Origin of the sequence: Streptomyces sp. NPDC127117 (assembly GCF_042677325.1) — a bacterium.
Classification (GTDB): Bacteria; Actinomycetota; Actinomycetes; order Streptomycetales; family Streptomycetaceae; genus Streptomyces.
The window spans coordinates 245,766-262,088 of the sequence record NZ_JBHXTM010000003.1; the positions used below are offsets into that span (position 1 = coordinate 245,766).

The 16,323-nt window shown below is 72.2% G+C and carries 16 protein-coding genes and 1 riboswitch; of the genes, 8 read left to right on the forward strand and 8 right to left on the reverse strand.

Annotated features, from left to right (window positions below; genetic code table 11):
* Positions 1–89: 89 nt before the first annotated feature.
* The 7 genes from ACFVH0_RS04625 to ACFVH0_RS04655 all read right to left on the reverse strand — a co-directional run bounded on the left by ACFVH0_RS04625 (position 90) and on the right by ACFVH0_RS04655 (position 8,132).
* Positions 90–530, reverse strand: a complete 441-nt coding sequence (locus ACFVH0_RS04625) for a transglycosylase SLT domain-containing protein (protein WP_385817989.1) — start codon at positions 528–530, stop codon at positions 90–92.
* Between the two features lie 322 nt (positions 531–852).
* Entirely contained in the window at positions 853–1,671 is an 819-nt protein-coding gene (locus ACFVH0_RS04630; RefSeq protein WP_385817991.1) for an ECF transporter S component, read from the reverse strand.
* A complete protein-coding gene (locus ACFVH0_RS04635; RefSeq protein ID WP_385817992.1) occupies positions 1,668–3,380 on the reverse strand; it encodes an ABC transporter ATP-binding protein in 1,713 nt (570 codons plus the stop codon). The genes ACFVH0_RS04630 and ACFVH0_RS04635 overlap by 4 nt, the downstream gene beginning before the upstream one ends.
* Positions 3,377–4,621: an energy-coupling factor transporter transmembrane component T gene (locus ACFVH0_RS04640; RefSeq protein WP_385817993.1), complete on the reverse strand. Its 1,245-nt coding sequence runs from the start codon at positions 4,619–4,621 to the stop codon at positions 3,377–3,379. The genes ACFVH0_RS04635 and ACFVH0_RS04640 overlap by 4 nt, the downstream gene beginning before the upstream one ends.
* A complete protein-coding gene (locus ACFVH0_RS04645; protein WP_385817994.1) occupies positions 4,618–5,301 on the reverse strand; it encodes an SCO2322 family protein in 684 nt (227 codons plus the stop codon). Before ACFVH0_RS04645 ends, ACFVH0_RS04640 begins: the two co-directional genes overlap by 4 nt.
* Positions 5,298–6,572, reverse strand: a complete 1,275-nt coding sequence (locus ACFVH0_RS04650) for a prenyltransferase/squalene oxidase repeat-containing protein (RefSeq protein ID WP_385817995.1) — start codon at positions 6,570–6,572, stop codon at positions 5,298–5,300. The genes ACFVH0_RS04645 and ACFVH0_RS04650 overlap by 4 nt, the downstream gene beginning before the upstream one ends.
* Positions 6,573–6,681: 109 nt before the next feature.
* Positions 6,682–6,817, reverse strand: a riboswitch (cobalamin riboswitch).
* 274 nt (positions 6,818–7,091) lie between these two features.
* Complete coding sequence (locus ACFVH0_RS04655) at positions 7,092–8,132, reverse strand: MBL fold metallo-hydrolase (protein WP_385817996.1); 1,041 nt, start codon at positions 8,130–8,132, stop codon at positions 7,092–7,094.
* A 442-nt stretch (positions 8,133–8,574) separates the two neighbouring features.
* Here ACFVH0_RS04655 and ACFVH0_RS04660 point away from each other — a divergent pair, with 442 nt between their 5' ends.
* Together ACFVH0_RS04660 and ACFVH0_RS04665 are read left to right on the forward strand one after the other, a co-directional pair.
* Entirely contained in the window at positions 8,575–10,035 is a 1,461-nt protein-coding gene (locus tag ACFVH0_RS04660; RefSeq protein ID WP_385817997.1) for an aldehyde dehydrogenase, read from the forward strand.
* The gene (locus ACFVH0_RS04665) at positions 10,035–10,268 is read left to right on the forward strand and encodes a ferredoxin (RefSeq protein WP_385817998.1); all 234 of its coding nucleotides are present in this window, start codon (positions 10,035–10,037) and stop codon (positions 10,266–10,268) included. The genes ACFVH0_RS04660 and ACFVH0_RS04665 overlap by 1 nt, the downstream gene beginning before the upstream one ends.
* A gap of 37 nt (positions 10,269–10,305) precedes the next feature.
* On the opposite strand, the gene ACFVH0_RS04670 is transcribed toward ACFVH0_RS04665, so the two are convergent.
* The gene (locus ACFVH0_RS04670; RefSeq protein WP_385817999.1) at positions 10,306–10,821 is read right to left on the reverse strand and encodes a hypothetical protein; all 516 of its coding nucleotides are present in this window, start codon (positions 10,819–10,821) and stop codon (positions 10,306–10,308) included.
* Between the two features lie 504 nt (positions 10,822–11,325).
* On the opposite strand from ACFVH0_RS04670, the gene ACFVH0_RS04675 reads away from it, so the two are divergent.
* The 6 genes from ACFVH0_RS04675 (at position 11,326) to ureG (ending at position 16,277) form a co-directional block, all read left to right on the forward strand.
* Positions 11,326–12,300, forward strand: coding sequence for an urea transporter (locus tag ACFVH0_RS04675; protein ID WP_385818000.1), 975 nt, complete (start codon positions 11,326–11,328; stop codon positions 12,298–12,300).
* A 4-nt stretch (positions 12,301–12,304) separates the two neighbouring features.
* The gene (locus tag ACFVH0_RS04680; protein ID WP_266419767.1) at positions 12,305–12,610 is read left to right on the forward strand and encodes an urease subunit gamma; all 306 of its coding nucleotides are present in this window, start codon (positions 12,305–12,307) and stop codon (positions 12,608–12,610) included.
* Between the two features lie 38 nt (positions 12,611–12,648).
* Positions 12,649–13,056, forward strand: coding sequence for an urease subunit beta (locus tag ACFVH0_RS04685; protein WP_385818001.1), 408 nt, complete (start codon positions 12,649–12,651; stop codon positions 13,054–13,056).
* On the forward strand, positions 13,056–14,780 hold the full coding sequence (ureC, locus tag ACFVH0_RS04690; protein WP_385818002.1) for an urease subunit alpha: 1,725 nt from the start codon (positions 13,056–13,058) through the stop codon (positions 14,778–14,780). The genes ACFVH0_RS04685 and ureC overlap by 1 nt, the downstream gene beginning before the upstream one ends.
* A gap of 46 nt (positions 14,781–14,826) precedes the next feature.
* The gene (locus ACFVH0_RS04695) at positions 14,827–15,525 is read left to right on the forward strand and encodes an urease accessory protein UreF (protein ID WP_385818003.1); all 699 of its coding nucleotides are present in this window, start codon (positions 14,827–14,829) and stop codon (positions 15,523–15,525) included.
* Positions 15,526–15,635: 110 nt separating this feature from the next.
* Positions 15,636–16,277 carry an urease accessory protein UreG gene (gene ureG / locus ACFVH0_RS04700; protein ID WP_124718496.1) on the forward strand — a complete coding sequence of 214 codons (642 nt, stop codon included), beginning with the start codon at positions 15,636–15,638 and terminating at the stop codon, positions 16,275–16,277.
* Positions 16,278–16,323 lie beyond the last annotated feature (46 nt).

Here is a 16,323-nt window from a genome sequence, read left to right on the forward strand (position 1 = left end):
GGCGGGTGGCCGGGACGGGGCCGGGGCCGGGCACGACGACGGCCCCGACCGGTGGTCGGGGCCGTCGTACGGGCGTCGGGGATGCCGGCTCAGTACCAGTGGTTGGCCTGCCAGAACGACCAGGCGCCGCACGGGCTGCCGTAGCGGGACTTCATGTAGTCCATGCCCCACTTGATCTGGGTGGTGGGGTTGGTCTGCCAGTCGGCACCGGCGGAGGCCATCTTCGAGCCGGGCAGGGCCTGCACCAGACCGTAGGCGCCGGAGGAGGCGTTGGTGGCGGTGTGGTTCCAGCCGCTCTCGTGCTGGACGATGTTGCTGAAGCACTGGAACTGCGCGGCGTTGCCGATCATCGCCTTCGCCGTGGCCTGCGCGCTCCCCGCGACGGACGTCGGCGCGGCGGCCGGTGCGGCCATGGCCGGGGTGACGCCGAGGCCCAGGCCGGTGGCGCCGAGGAGTACGGCGGCGCCGGCGACGGCGGACTTGCGGCGGGCGGTGCGGGGCTTGGCGAGGATGCTACGGGCGAACGACACAGAGAGACCTAACGTCGGGTACGGGGGAGTCGCTTGCCGGTCCGGATGGTGCGGTCGTGCGGGTGGACCGGGCTTCGTCGACCGCGGTCCGGTTCGGCGGACCCGGCGGTGCTCGGCGACTCGTCCAGTGTTAGCGGCGGCTTTCGACCGTGGCAACGACCCCTGGTACGAGCCCGCCTCGTACCAGGATCCGGAGGGCCCGGCCGGCCCCCGGCCGCCCCCGCCGTGCCGTCGCAGCTCGGCGGGGCCGCTCAGCGGGCCGTACGCCCGGGGAAGCGACTACTGCCCCGCATAGTGGAGGACCAAGGTCCTGTGGGAGTCCTCACTCGCGGGGAGCGTCAAATGTGACCTGGGCCTCGAAGTTGGCGCGGCGGGTGGCCCGGCGCAGTGCCTTCAGCAGCGCCGGACCGACGGCCAGGGTCAGCACCGCGGTGAGGGCCGCCCGGCCCAGGTCCCAGCCGAGCGAGGTGGCCAGACAGTAGGCGAGGAAGCGGACCAGGTTGTCCGTCAGCGGGTCGCCCGCGTGGAACGAGACCCCCGAGCCGGCCGGGGGCACGATCGTCCAGCCGTACAGGTTCATCACCGTGCCGTACCCGAACGACGCCACGAATCCGTAGCCCGCGAGCATCAGCGACTCGGGCCGCCCGCGCAGCCGGTCCGGGCCCGGCAGCAGGCCCGCGCCCATCGCGAACCAGCCCATCGACAGCATCTGGAACGGCATCCACGGCCCGACCCCGCCGGTGAGCAGCGCGGACGCGAACATGGTCACCGAACCGAGCACGAAGCCGAAGCCCGGCCCGAGCACCCGGCCGCTCAGCACCATCAGGAAGAACATCGGCTCCAGCCCCGCCGTGCCCGCCCCCAGCGGCCGCAGGGCCGCGCCGACCGCGGCCAGCACCCCCAGCATGGCGACCGCCTTCGCGTCGAGGCCGTCGTCCGCGATCGTCGCCACGACCACCCCGACCAGCAACGGCAGCAGCGCGGCGAACAGCCACGGCGCGTCCTGGGAGTGTGCGAGGCCGGAGCCGGGACCGGCGAGCAGCGGCCAGCCGAACGCGGCCACCCCGATCACGCTGATGAGGACGAGCGCGGCGATCGCCCGCGGCCCGAGCCGTACCGCTCTCACCCGGCGCCCGCTCACGACGGGTCTCCCAGCGCGGCGCGCACCTGCGCCACGGTCAGCCACTCCTGCGGGGCGAGGATCTTCGCGGTCTGCGGGGCGAACGCCGGGGACGAGACCACCACCTGCCGGGTCTCGCCGTCCGCGACGACCTCCCCGTCGGCGAGGATCACCACCCGGTGCGCCAGCTCGGCGGCGAGCTCCACATCGTGCGTGGCCAGCACGATCGCATGGCCGTCGGCCGCGAGGCCGCGCAACACCCCGATCAGCCGGGCCTTCGCCGCGTAGTCCAGGCCACGGGTCGGCTCGTCCAGGAGCAGCAGCGGGGGCCGTGCGGTGAGCACGACGGCCAGGGCGAGCGCGAGGCGCTGACCCTCGGAGAGATCGCGCGGATGTGTGTCGTCCGGCACATCGGGCAGCAGCTCGGAGACCAGGGCCCGGCAGCTGCCGGGGGCGGCGCACGCATCACTGTCCGCCGCGGCGCACTCGGCGGCGACGCTGTCCGCGTACAGCAGATCGCGCGGTTCCTGCGGTACGAGCCCGACCCGGCGCACCATCTCGCGCGGCTGGGTCAGGTGCGGGGTCCGGCCGCCGACGAGGACGGTGCCGGTGGTGGGCTCGACCATGCCGACGAGGGTGGCCAGCAGGGTGGACTTGCCCGCGCCATTGCGGCCCATCAGGGCCACGGTCTCGCCCGGGGCGACGGCCAGCGTCACCCGGCGCAGCGCTTCGACGCGCCCCCGCCGTACGCCGAGCCGCTCGACCCGGGCCGTGACATCGGCGGCCGGCTCGGGCACGGCGGCGCTCCGCGCGCCGCGGCCCAGCAGCCGGTCCAGGACGCCGCGCCGTACGGGGGAGGGGGCGACGGGTGCGAGCGGGGGAGCGGTCAGCGGCTCCGGGGCGGGCGGTCGCACGGATGCGAGCCGTTCGCGCAGGTCCGCCGCCCGGCGCCGGGCATCGCGGACCGAGAGCGGCAGCGGCTCCCACCCCGCCAGCCGGCCCAGCGCGACGACCGGCGGGCGTACCGGGGAGACGGCCATGATGTCCGCGGGCGCGCCCATGACCGGGGCGGCGCCCGGCGACGGCAGCAGCACGACCCGGTCCGCGTACTGCACCACCCGCTCCAGCCGGTGCTCCGCCATCAGGACCGTCGTACCCAGGTCGTGCACCAGCCGTTGCAGCACGGCGAGGACGTCCTCGGCCGCCGCCGGGTCCAGTGCGGACGTCGGCTCGTCGAGGACCAGGACCTTCGGGTGCGGGGTGAGGACGGAACCGATCGCGACCCGCTGCTGCTGGCCGCCGGAGAGCGTGGAGATCGGCCGGTCGCGCAGCTCGGCCAGCCCCAGCAGGTCCAGGGTCTCCTCGACCCGCCGCCGCATCACGTCCGGGGCCAGGCCCAGTGACTCCATGCCGTACGCCAGCTCGTCCTCGACCGTGTCGGTGACGAAGTGGGAGAGCGGGTCCTGGCCCACCGTGCCGACCAGATCCGCGAGTTCGCGCGGCTTGTGGGTACGGGTGTCGCGGCCGTCGACCGTGACCCGGCCACTCAGCGTGCCGCCGGTGAAATGCGGCACCAGACCGGAAACGGCACCCAGCAGTGTCGACTTGCCGACCCCGGACGGGCCGACGAGCAGCACCAGCTCGCCCTCGGGGACGGTCAGATCGACCCCGGACAGGGTGGGGCGCCCGGTCCCCTCGTAACGCACCGAGACCTGCTCGAACCGGATCACTGGATCTCCTTGGAATTCGGCGCACCCACCGGCGCACCCACCGGCGCACCCACCGGCGCACCCACCGGCGCACCCACCGGCGGCGGCACCGGCGCCACCACCGCGGGCAGCAGCCCGATCAGCACGGCCGCCGCGGGCCACAGCGGAAGCACCGGCGCGGTCAGCGGCACGACCCCCGGGTGCAGCGCCTCCCCGTAGGCACCGCCCGCCCAGATCATCGCCACCGCCACCGCGACCCCCGAACCCGTCACCAGCCAGGCCCGCACACCCCACCGGTCGGGCCGGTAGCGGGTACGGACCGAGCGGGCCCCGCCGAGCCGCAGCCCGGCCAGCGCGGCGACGAGCCCGGCGATCAGCAGCGGCACCCCGTACACGGCACCCTGCGCGGCCAGCAGCGCGTACGTACCGGCGCACACCCCGAGCAGCCCGCCGAGCGTGAGGAGGTTCGTGGTGCGGCGGACGCCGGGCGGGACCTGGGCGGTGCGCCCGTAGCCGCGCGCGTCCATCGACGCGGCCACCGCGACCGAACGCTCCAACGCGCCCTCCAGGACCGGCAGCCCGATCTGGAGGACCGCCTTGAGGCCGCCGGTCGGACGGCCCCGCAGCCGTCGTGCGGTGCGCAGCCGCATCACATCGGCGACCATGTTCGGCGCGAACGTCATCGCGACGACGACCGCGACGCCCGCCTCGTACAGTGCGCCGGGCAGCGACTTCAGCAGCCGGGCCGGGTTGGCGAGCGAGTTCGCCGCACCGATACAGATCAGCAGGGTGGCCAGCTTCGCCCCGTCGTACAGCGCGAAGACCAACTGCTCGGCGGTGACCCGGCCACCGAGCCTGACCCCCTGCGCCCACTCGGGCAGCGGCACTTCGGGGAGCGTGAACACCGTGTGCGTACCGGGGATCGGCGAACCGAGGAAGACGGAGAAGACCAGCCGCACACCGACGACGAACAGCCCGATCCGGATGAACGCCCCGTACGAGCGGGCCCACGGTGCGTCCGTGCGGCGAGCGGCCACGACGTAACCGGCCACCCCCACCAGCAGCCCCAGCAGCAGCGGATTGGTGGTCCGGGACGCGGCGGTGGCCAGGCCGAGGGCCCACAGCCACCAGGCCCCGGCGGGCAGGGCGTTGCTCCGGCTCGCCGCGGGCGCGCGCAGCGGACGGCGGCGAGCCGGGCCTCGCGAGCCGGCCGGGACTTCGTGGACACGGCCCGGGGCCGTGCCGCCGGTCCGGGCGGTCATCCGCGGCGGCGGCGGGCCTGCACGACCGCGGCGATGCCGAGGAGGAGCACGGCGCCGACGCCGACGAGCACCCCGGCGGACGGGCCGCCGCCCGAGCCGCCCGAGGCGCTGGAGGCCGCGGACCCGGCCGGTGACGCGGGGGCGGACGCGGCGGGTGTGCCGTTCCCGTCGCCGGAGACCTGTTCGCCGCAGCCCGAGCCCGGGTAGCCGGTGATGGCACAGAGCATCGCGTCGCTGTTGTAGCGCAGCGGCTTCGCCACCGAGGCGAGCGCCTCCGCGGCGCTCGCGTCCGGTTTGACCCGCGCGCACGCGGTGCGCGGCGCGGGCGGTGTCTCACCGGCCGGGGCGTCCGCCGCCGTGCCCGGGTCGATGACGAGCGCGATCCGCTTGGTGCCGTCCTTGGCCGGGGTGTCCGCGCAGATCTCCGTGAACTCCGGGGCGCGGCGCGGCTTCGCCGAGTCCTGGGAGTCCTCGCTGACCGAGAACCGGAAGCCCTGCACCGCCCCGTCGTCCGGCCGGACCAGTGACGGGCCCTGGGTGGCGTACGTCCAGCCGGAGCCGGAGCCCTCCCAGAACGACCAGTACCGGTACCCGGCCGCCTGGGCCGGTCCGGCGCCGAGCACGGCCAGGACGGCGCCCAGGACCACCAGCAGCGCGGTGGTCCGCCCCGCGCGCCTCACGGCTGCCTGTTCTTCCGGCGACCGCTGATCAGGAAGAACGCGATGGCCGCGAGGACCAGGCCGATGCCGATGTACCACCACACGCCCCCGATCACGTCGTCGCCGCTGTGGACCTGGTCCTTCTCCGTGGCCTCGTACCCGGTGTCGGCGGACGGGTCGGGCGTCACGACGGAGGCGGGCTCGGGGCCGGCCGCGTTGAGCCGGGCGACCAGGTCGACGCCGCCGAAGTCCCGGGCGTTGTTGCCGGTCGCGTGGGCGGCCAGGATCAGCTGGGCGTAGGCGGCGGGGCCGTTCTGTCCGGCCCACTCCGTGGAGTTCTTCTTCAGCCAGTCGACGGCTGAGGCCGCCTTGTCCTGGTGGCCGGACGCGGAGAGCGCGACGACCGCGTCCGCGGTGTTGCCGAAGTCGGGCTGCGGGGTGGTGTCGGTGGCACCGGGCATCGGCGCCAGGTTCAGGTGACCGGTGCCGGCGAGGGCGCCGGTGAGGTAGTGGGCGCCGTTCTGGGCGGCCTGCTCGGGAGTGAGTCCGGAACCGGGCCGGCAGGTGGGCGCCTTGCCCGCGGCGTTGTTCCCGACGGCCAGGGCCTTGCCCATCGTGCCGAGCACGGCGGCCGCGGTGGCGTCCGCGTTCGCGGCGAGCCCGCCCTTCTTGTCGGGCTGGTAGGCGAAGGCGCCGCCGTCCTTGCCGCCGCATGGGATGGCGAGGGCGAGCAGCGGGTCGTAGGGGGTCTTGCCGCCGGGGGTCGTGATGTCGGCGAGCCGCTGCCCCTGACGGGCGAGGGCGCCGATCACCAGGGAGGTGGAGTTGGCGTCACTGGGCGCGCCCGCGGTGTAGCCCCAGCCGCCGTCCTCGTTCTGTACGGACTTCAGCCAGCGCACCGAGTTGTTCACGGTCTCGCGGTGCCCGCCGACCTCGACCAGCGCCTGGGCGGCGGCCGCGGTGGCATTGGTGTCCCGCACCGTCTTGGCGTCGCACGGCTTGGCGGCATCGGGCCGGTACGCGGCGTAGGAGCCGTCGGCGCACTGCTGGCCGATCAGCCAGTCCACCGACTTCGCGGCCGGGGTGACCCCTTCGAGCCGTTGGGCGAGGAAGGCCAGTGACTGCCGCCACACACCGTCGTAGGTGGGGTCCTTCGTGCCGTACAGCCCGGACGGCAGCGCGACGGACGGCGAGGGCGACGGGGACGGCGCTGCCACCGCGACCGGCGCAGCGGCCGCGCAGAGCACGGCGGCGGTGGCGGCGAGCGTTGCTGCGCTGCGACGTACGGTCATGGCGGGCGGGGCCTCTCCTGCGGGGTGAACCGGGCACAGGCACGCTCAGGCACCAGGCTCCGGCTCCGTATACCTCGACGGTGCCGACCACCGGGGGATCCGGTGGTGCGAGCCGGTCACGACCGCGGACAGGGCATTCCGACTCACCGCCTGCGAAGACGGTTCACGGCTGCGTGGTCAGTGCCGGATTCGCACCGGCTTCCCCCTGAACGGGCATGATGACGACCCGCACACTCTACCGGGCGGCGCCGGCCGAGTTCCGGGCCGGGAGAAGCGCCCCCGGTCACACCGGGAGGTACGCGCCACCACTCACGTACGCGCCACCACACACCCCGCCACCACACACCCCGCCACCACGCACACCGCGACATACGGCACGCACACCGCGACGCATGCCACTCGTCACTGACACCGCGACGTAGATCACCTGCCACCTCACACCGCGACGTAGGTCACCTGTCACTGACACCGCGACGTATGCCACTCGTCACTGACACCGCGACGTACGTCACCTGCCACTCACACCGCGACGTACGTCACCGGCTCGCTCCCCGGCACCGCCTCCGCGCGCCCGAGCTTCACCAGCCGCCGCAGATGCGCCTCCGCCTCCGAGACGGCTATGTTCCGGGAGCCGTGCGGGATCTGCTCCCACGGCCGGTTCCACTCCATCCGCTCGGCCAGCTCCCACGGCGTCAGTGGCTCCGCCAGCAGCCCGAGCAGCCCGGTCAGCCGCTCCTCGTGGTGCCCGAGAAGCTCCCGTACGCGCCCCGCCGCATCGGTGAAGGCGTACTGATGGGCGGGCAGCACCTCGGCGGCCCCGAGCCTGCCGATCCGCTCCAGCGAGTCGAGGTAGTCGCCGAGGGGGTCGGTGACCGTGGCGTCGTCCGGGTCCTCGTACAGCCCGATGTGCGGGCTGATCCCCGGCAGCAGATGGTCCCCCGAGAAGAGCCGTCCCCGCCCCGGCAGATTGCCCGGGTGCTCCTCCTCCAGGTGCAGGCAGACATGCCCGGGCGTATGCCCCGGCGTCCAGATCGCCCGCAGCCTGCGCCCCGCCAGGTCGAGCAGCTCACCGGGCACGATCTCCCGGTCCGGAAGCGCGGCCCGCAGCCCCGGCAGCGTCCGCATCCTGCCCCCGCCGGCCGCGGCGGCCCGCAACGGCGCGAGGTGCTCCTCGGGCGCACCGACCGCGGTGAGCTTTGCCGCGAGATACGTCAGCCACCTGCCGGGTTCGTTCTCCCGGGTGCGGCGCACGATCGCGGTGTCCGCCGCGTGCATGGCGATCCAGGCCCCGGAGGCCTCGCGCACCTGACCGGAGAGCCCGTGGTGGTCGGGGTGGTGGTGGGTGATGACCACACCGTGGATGTCGGCCATCTCCGTACCGACGGCGGCGAGTCCGGCCCCGAGCGTGTCCCACGCCTCGGGATCGTCCCACCCGGTGTCGATCAGCACCGGACCCCGATCGGTGTCCAGGACGTGCACGAGGGTGTGGCCGAGCGGATTGTCCGGGATGGGCACCTTGATGCTGTGCACGCCCCCGCCGTGGTCGGTCACCTGCGTCATGAGGTCCCCATCTCTCTGGACGGCGTACGGCTTGCGGCTCCGGTGCGTCGCCCCCACTGTAACGAGAACTTGTTCCAGTAGTAGCCCCGGTCGACCATCTGGTTCGGGGTGCTGTCGCGGAACCGGGGGCTCACCCCGGATGAGGCGCTGCCCGGTTCTCCCTGAGTGCTGTCCCTCGCGGCAGTGCATGAGTGCCGGACGATGGCGGGACTCGGTGCCGTCGCCGAACTTCCCCTCCCGTCCATGCTGTTGAACGGTGTTCATGGCCGCTTCGGCCCATCACCGACCGCTCGTCGAACTTTCCCATGGTTCGGCCCTGGACCGGGTCGGCCCCGGTAGGTGCTGCCGCGGCCGTGGACTACTGGAACTGGAACTGGTATCAGTTCTGACACAGAGTCAGATGTTGAGTCGGGTACGCACCGGTTCGCGGGAGGCAGCAGTCATGACCGAGCTTGTCGAGCACGGAAAACTGTTCATCGGCGGGGAGTTGGTCGATCCGCTGGGCCGGGAAGTGATCGAGGTCGTCTCGCCCCATACCGAGCAGGTCATCGGCCGGGTGCCGCATGCCTCCCGGGCGGATGTCGACGCGGCCGTCGCCGCCGGGCGGCGGGCGTTCGACGAGGGGCCCTGGCCCCGGATGAGCCTGGACGAGCGGATCGCGGCGGTGACCCGGATCAAGGACGCGTTCGCCGTGCGGTACGAGGAGATCGCCCGGGTCATCAGCTCGGAGAACGGCACCCCGTACACATCGAGCGTCATGGTGCAGGCGCTCGCCGCGATGATGGTGTGGGACTCGGCGATCACCGTGGCCCGAGACTTCGCGTACGAGGAGCGGCGGACCGGGGCCCTCGGGCCGCTGCTGGTGCGGCGGGAGCCGGTCGGGGTGGTCGCGGCCGTGGTGCCGTGGAACGTTCCGCAGTTCACCGCCGCCGCCAAGCTGGCGCCCGCGCTGCTGGCCGGCTGCTCCGCCGTGCTCAAGGTCTCGCCCGAATCGCCGCTGGACGCCTACATCCTGGCCGAGATCGCCGCCGATGCCGGGCTGCCGGAGGGCGTGCTCTCCATCCTTCCGGCCGACCGCGAGGTCAGTGAGTACCTGGTCGGGCACCCCGGCGTCGACAAGGTGTCGTTCACCGGGTCGGTGGCCGCCGGGCGCCGGGTGATGGAGGTCGCCTCCCGCAATCTCACCCGGGTCACCCTGGAACTGGGCGGCAAGTCCGCCGCCGTGATCCTCCCCGACGCCGATCTGGACACCGCTGTCGCGGGCATCGTCCCCTTCGCCTGGATGATCAACGGCCAGGCGTGCGTGGCCCAGACCCGCATCCTCGTGCCGCGCTCCCGCTACGACGAGACGGCCGAGGCGTTCGCCGCGGCGGCGGGTGCGCTGAAGGTCGGCGACCCGCTCGACCCGGCCACCGAACTCGGCCCCCTGGTCGCCCGGCGCCAGCAGCAGCGCTCGCTCGACTACATCCGGATCGGGCAGGACGAGGGCGCCAAGATCCTCACCGGCGGCGGGCGCCCGGCGTCCCAGGAACGGGGCTGGTACGTCGAGCCGACCCTCTTCGGCGACGTCGACAACTCGATGCGGATCGCCCGCGAGGAGATCTTCGGCCCCGTCATCTGCCTGCTGCCGTACGGCGACGAGGACGAGGCGGTACGGATCGCCAACGACTCCGACTACGGGCTCAGCGGCAGCGTCTGGACCGCCGACACCGAGCGCGGCATCGGCATCGCCCGCCGGGTCAGGACGGGCACGTACAGCGTGAACACCTTCAGCCTCGACATGCTCGGCCCGTTCGGCGGGTACAAGAACTCCGGACTGGGCCGGGAGTTCGGGCCCGAGGGGTACGGCGAGTTCTTCGAGCACAAGATGATCCACCTGCCGGCCGGATACGAGGGGGCGTGATGGGCGACCGCTGGGCCGTCGAGGTCGACCGAGGGGTCTGCATCGGATCCGGGATGTGTGTGAACCACGCTCCGGGCGCCTTCGCCCTGGACACCGCCCGCCAGTCCCGCCCGTCGGCCCCGGAGACCGACGCCGACGAGAAGGTGCTCGCGGCCGCGGAGGGGTGCCCGGTCGAGGCGATCACGATCACGCTGACCGACTCGGGGGAGGTCGTCTTCCCGCCGGAGGACTAGGGCCCGTCCGGCGGATGACTTGTGGGCAGCAGGGCCGTCACCGGGTATCGGCGCGCAGCCCCCGGATGTAGTGGCCGGACCGTGTGCCGTCCTTGCTGCGGGTCTGCTTGCCGGGGGTGAATCCTGCCCGCCGCGCGACCGCGGCAGATGCGGGATTCTCCGGCTCCACCTGGATCGCGGCCCCCTGCCCGCCCTCGCCGGCCGCGTACCGTAACGCCAGGAGGAGGCGCGGGTGGCCAGGCCGTGTCCCAAGTGCAGTGCTTCTGTCCGGAGTTGTCCCAGCCCGGACGGAGAATTCGCCGGTCTTCGCCTGCTCGACGGTGACCCGGGCCTTCGGGTCCTTCGCCTGGCCCTCGGGCACCCACTGCCCCACGTACTTCTCGGGCACGGGCGCCTCGCCGGCCCTGGCCCTGAAAAGGACGGCCCTGTACCGGCCGTTGTCGGTGGCGAAGTCGTGGTTGCCGTCCTTGCGGGTCTTCAGGGTGTACGACGGCAGGAACTTGCACGTGCCGCCGCTGAAGACGCTCTCGCTACGGGCGTCACGCCCTCCCACCGGTTCCTGGCCCGGAACCCGCGCTGTTCGGCCGAGTTGTGGCGGGTGCCGACGACCGCCGCCGTCACGCCGGCCCGCAAGCGGCCGGGGACCGAGCCGTTGATCCCGGAATTTCCGGGTTCGGAATCCGTACGTGAGCGGGGAATCGTCTCGTGTCCCCGATTGTGGACCCACGCCGCTCAACTGCCCCGATAGGCCAAGCAATTGGTCAAACAACAGGTACGAAATGTTCAACCTCTGACCAAGGTTTCCGTGGAAACAAGGCCGTAACACACTGCAAGGCGTCGTGCGGGCACGCCTCTCATCTGTGGACATGTCTGAGTGTATTCGTGCAGTCGCATTGTGTTTCGTCAACTCGGCGCCGTTGTCGCGCCGTTATCGGGCGTACCGTCTCAACAGATTGTTGATCAAGGTCCCTTTCTTCCGGGGTGCCAGGAGAAAGGGGTAATTCGGCATGCCTTCATTTGCCGTTGTCCCGTCCGTCATGTCCTCGAAGGAGAAGACGTGCCCGCAGCGAAACAGGCGGTGCAGATGCAGATGCGGGACTGGTCCTCCTACCGTGCCGGACTCGTGCAACTGCGCGGTGTTGCCCAGGTCGCGCTCATTTCCAGCCCCTGGGCCGGTCTGCTGTTCACCGTCGCGCTGTTCGTCGGCGGTTGGCGCATCGGTGTGTACGGTCTGCTCGGCGCCGCCTCGTCCGCCGGGGCGGCGGTTCTGCTGGGGGCGGACCGGCAGGGCGTGGTCAACGGGCTCCAGGGGTACTGCGGTTGCCTGACCGGCATCGCCCTCGTCGTACGGCTCGGCGCCTCGTGGCAGACCGCGGTGCTGGTCGTACTCGGCGCGGCGGTCTGCTCGGTGCTCAGTACCGCGGCTGGGCGCTTCCTCGACCCGCGCGGGCTGCCCGTGCTGACGGCCCCGTACTGCCTGGTCGCCGGTGCGCTGACGATCGCGCTGCCGAACGGCCCGGTCACCGCGGGCGCGGCCGCCCGTGTCCCGGGGTTCACCGGGCTGACGGCCGCCGAGGCCGGGCGGGCGCTCTGCAACAACATCGGCCAGATCTTCTTCCTGGACAACTGGTACGCGGGCCTGATCCTGCTCGCCGGACTCCTGGTCGCCTCCCGGACCGCGGCCCTCGCAGCGGCGGGCGCCAGCGTCCTCGCGCTGCTGACCGCCTGCGCGGCGGGGCTGCCCGTCGACCGGATCACCGAGGGGCTGTACGGCTACAACGCGGTGCTCTGCGCGATCGCGCTGGCCGCCACCTTCCTGACGCCCACCCCATGGACCTTCGGATACGCCGCGCTCGCCGTCGTGGCCTCGGTCCCTTTCACCGCCGCCTGGGAAGCCTTCGCCCAGCCGTCCGGCACAACCCCCTTCACCTGGCCGTTCACCGTGACGACCTGGCTCTTCCTGGCGGCCGGTCCGGCTCTGGACCGCCCCGGGCTCTCCTTCGGACACGCATCTTCGAGAAAGCAAACGTGACGTCATGAACCTCGCACCGCGGGAAATCGACAAACTCCACGTCTATGTGGTCGCGGACCTGGCCCGCCGCCGCAGGGACCGGGGAACCAAGCTCAACTACAGCGAAGCCGCCGCCCTGATCACCGAGGCCGTCCTGGAGGCCGCGCGCGACGGCCACACCGTCGCCGAGTGCATGGAACTGGGCCGCAGGGTCGTCTCGGGCGACGACGTGATGCCCGGTGTACGGGAGATGCTCACCGTCCTCCAGGTCGAGACGGCCTTCGTCGACGGGACGAAGCTGGTCACCTGCCACGACCCGATCAGCGCCTGAGACGTCCGGGACACCCAGGGGACACAGAGGAGATTCAGATGTCGGGCGGAGCTCACTACCTCTACGGGGACGACCCCGTGGAGATCAACGCCAACCGCGCCAGGACCAGGCTCACCGTCGCCAACACCGGTGACCGGGCCGTCCAGGTCGGCTCCCACTACCACTTCTTCGAGACCAACCGCGCCCTGCGCTTCGACCGCGAGGCCGCCTACGGCATGCGCCTGGACATCCCCTCCGGAACCGCGGTGCGCTTCGAGCCCGGCGACACCCGCGAGGTGGAGCTCTGCGCCTTCGGCGGCAACGGGCGGCTCACCGGCTTCGCCGCGCTCGTCAACGGCGGCCTGTCCGCCCCGGACACCCGGCGCGACGCGCTCCGCCGCGGAGCGGAACTCGGCTTCGTGCAGCCCGAGTCCGGAACCGAGAAGAACGAAGAGGAACGGATCTGATGGCGATCATCCCGCGCAAGCAGTACACGGATCTGTTCGGCCCCACCGTGGGCGACCGTTTCCACCTGGCCGACACCAACCTGATCGTCGAGGTCGAGTACGACCACAACGCCGGTTCCTACGGGGAGGAGGCCGTCTACGGGGGCGGCAAGGCCATCCGGGACGGCATGGCCCAGGACCCGTCCGCGCTCAACCGCGAGGGCGCACTGGACCTCGTCATCACCAACGTCGTGGTCCTCGACCCGGTCCTCGGCGTGGTCAAGGGCGACATCGGGGTCCGTGGCGGCCTGATCGTCGGCGTCGGCAAGGCGGGGAACCCGCATCTCCAGAACGGCGTCGACCCCAAGCTCGTCATCGGCCCCGGCACCGAGGTGATATCCGGCGAGCACCTCATCGCCACCGCGGGCGGCGTCGACACGCACATCCACTTCATCGCGCCCCAGCAGGCCCAGGAGGGCCTGTCCAACGGCATCACCACCTTCTTCGGCGGCGGCACCGGACCCACCGACGGAACCAACGGCACCACCTGCACCCCCGGTCCCTGGAACATCCACCGGATGCTGGAGGCCGTGGAGGACCTGCCGGTCAACGTGGGGCTGCTCGGCAAGGGCAACGGCAGTCTGCCCGAGGCGCTGCGGGAGCAGGTCGAGGCGGGAGCGGCCGGGCTGAAGGTGCACGAGGACTGGGGCGCCACCCCCGCCTCGATCGACACCGCGCTGCGGGTCGCCGACGAGTACGACGTACAGATGGCCATCCACACGGACACCCTCAACGAGGGGGGTTTCTACGAGGACACCCTCTCCGCGATCGACGGCCGGACCATCCACACCTTCCACACCGAGGGCGCCGGTGGCGGTCACGCCCCCGACATCATCCGGGTGTCGGGCGAGGCCAACGTACTGCCGGCCTCCACCAACCCCACCCTGCCCTACACGGTCAACGCGGTGGACGAGCTGCTGGACATGGTGATGGTCTGTCACCACCTGTCCCGCGACATCCCCGAGGACGTCTCGTTCGCCGACAGCCGGGTGCGCGCCGAGACCATCGCCGCCGAGACCGTACTCCACGACCTCGGGGTCATCAGCATCTTCTCCTCCGACTCCCAGGCCATGGGCCGGGTCGGCGAGTCCTTCCTCCGGGCCTTCCAGACGGCGCACCACTGCAAGGAGATGCGCGGCCCGCTGGCGGAGGACAGCTCCCGCAACGACAACGCCCGTGTCCTGCGGTACCTGGCCAAGCTGACCATCAACCCCGCGACCGCGGTCGGCGCCGCGGACGTGATCGGTTCCCTGGAGCCGGGCAAGCTCGCCGACATCGTGCTCTGGCCGATCCACTCCTTCGCCGCCAAGCCCAGGCTGATCATCAAGGGCGGCATGGTCAACTGGGCTCTGATGGGCGACCCGAACGCCTCGCTGCCGACACCCCAACCGGTGTACTACCGGCCGATGTTCGGCACCCACGGCCGGGCCAAGCAGCGCACCTCGGTGACGTTCATGTCGCAGGCGTCCATCGCCGCCGGGGTTCCGGACGAGCTGGGGCTCCAGCGGCGCATCGAGCCCGTGCGGCGCTGCCGGACCATCGGCAAGCAGCACATGGTGCGCAACGACGCGCTGCCGCACATCGAGGTGGACCCCGAGACGTACAAGGTCACCGTGGACGGCGAGCCCGCCACCATCGAGCCGGCCGAGCGGCTTCCGCTCAACCACCTCTTCTACATCGTCTGACGCATGCCCGACATCGTCTGACGACCGCCCGAACGGAAGACCCGGTGTGAACGACCCGATACCGATCCCGGCGCTGCTGACCGGACTCCAGCTCACCGACTCGGCCTTTCCCAGCGGCTACTACACCCTCTCCCACGGGCTGGAGGGCTTCCAGCAGGCCCGCTCGGTCACCCCGTCCGGCCTGCCGGCGCTCCTGCACGACCTGCTGCGCCACAGCGTGGGCCCGGCCGACGCCACCGCCCTCGCGCTCGCCCACCGTGCGGTCACCGCCGACGACTGGGACGAGGTGGTGGCCGTGGAGCAGCGGCTGCACGCCACGAAACTGGGCCGTGAGGCCCGGCAGGCCGCCGTCCGCACCGGGCGGCAGCTGCTGGACCTGGCCGGCGAGGTCTACGGCACCGCGCCGATCGAGCGGTACCGGGACCTGTACCAGGACGGCGCCGTACGCGGCTGCCAGCCGGTCGTCGCCGCCGTCGTCCACGCCGGCAACGGGCTGCCCGTCCGCCAGGCGGTCACCTGCGAACTGTTCGCCTTCGCGGCCAGTTTCGTGGGGGCCGCCATGCGGCTGCGGCTCACCGACCACCGCCGGGCGCAGGTCGTGCTGCACGGGGCCGCCCCGGTCATCGAGGAGACCGCCGAGGCGGCCCTGGACCGGGAACTGCCCGACATCGGCGGCTGCGTCCCGGTGGCCGACGTCATGGCCGGCCGCCACGAGCGGGCCGAGGCACGGCTGTTCGCCAGCTAGAACCCCCCTCGCACCCCTTCCACCACACCACACCACACCGAACCGCACCGGACAGGATCACCATGCACGACCCCATGCAGGCCAGGCACCACCACCACGACGACGAACTCATGCGGCGGCCGAAGGACGGCGTGCTGCGCGTCGGGATCGCCGGACCGGTCGGCTCCGGCAAGACCGCACTGATCGAGGCGCTCGTCCCGGTGCTGATCGAGCGCGGCCGGACCCCCGCCGTCATCACCAACGACATCTTCACCACCGAGGACGCCGCGCATGTGCGCCGTACCCTGGCCGGGATCCTCGACGCCGAGCGGATCGTCGGTGTGGAGACCGGAGCCTGCCCGCACACCGCCGTCCGGGACGACCCGACGATGAACCAGGCGGCCGCGGACGAACTCCTGGAGCGCTTCCCCGAGGTGGACACCCTGCTCTTCGAGAGCGGCGGGGACAACCTCACACTCACCTTCAGCCCCGCGCTGGTCGACCTGTTCCTGTTCGTGCTGGACACCGCCGAGGGTGACAAGATGCCCCGCAAGCGCGGACCCGGCATCACCGAGTGCGAACTGCTCGTCATCAACAAGGTGGACATCGCCCCCTACGTACGGTGCGACCTCGGTGTCATGGAGTCGGACGCGCACCGCGTCCGGGACGGCCGGCCGGTGGTGCTCACCAACTCGCTCACCGGAGAGGGCCTCGGCACCATCGCCGACTTCCTCCTGTCCCACGAAGCCGCCCAGGAGACGGCCTCCGCGTGACCGGGGCGCCCGCGCGGCTGGATCCCGCGCACTACGAACCCCGGCG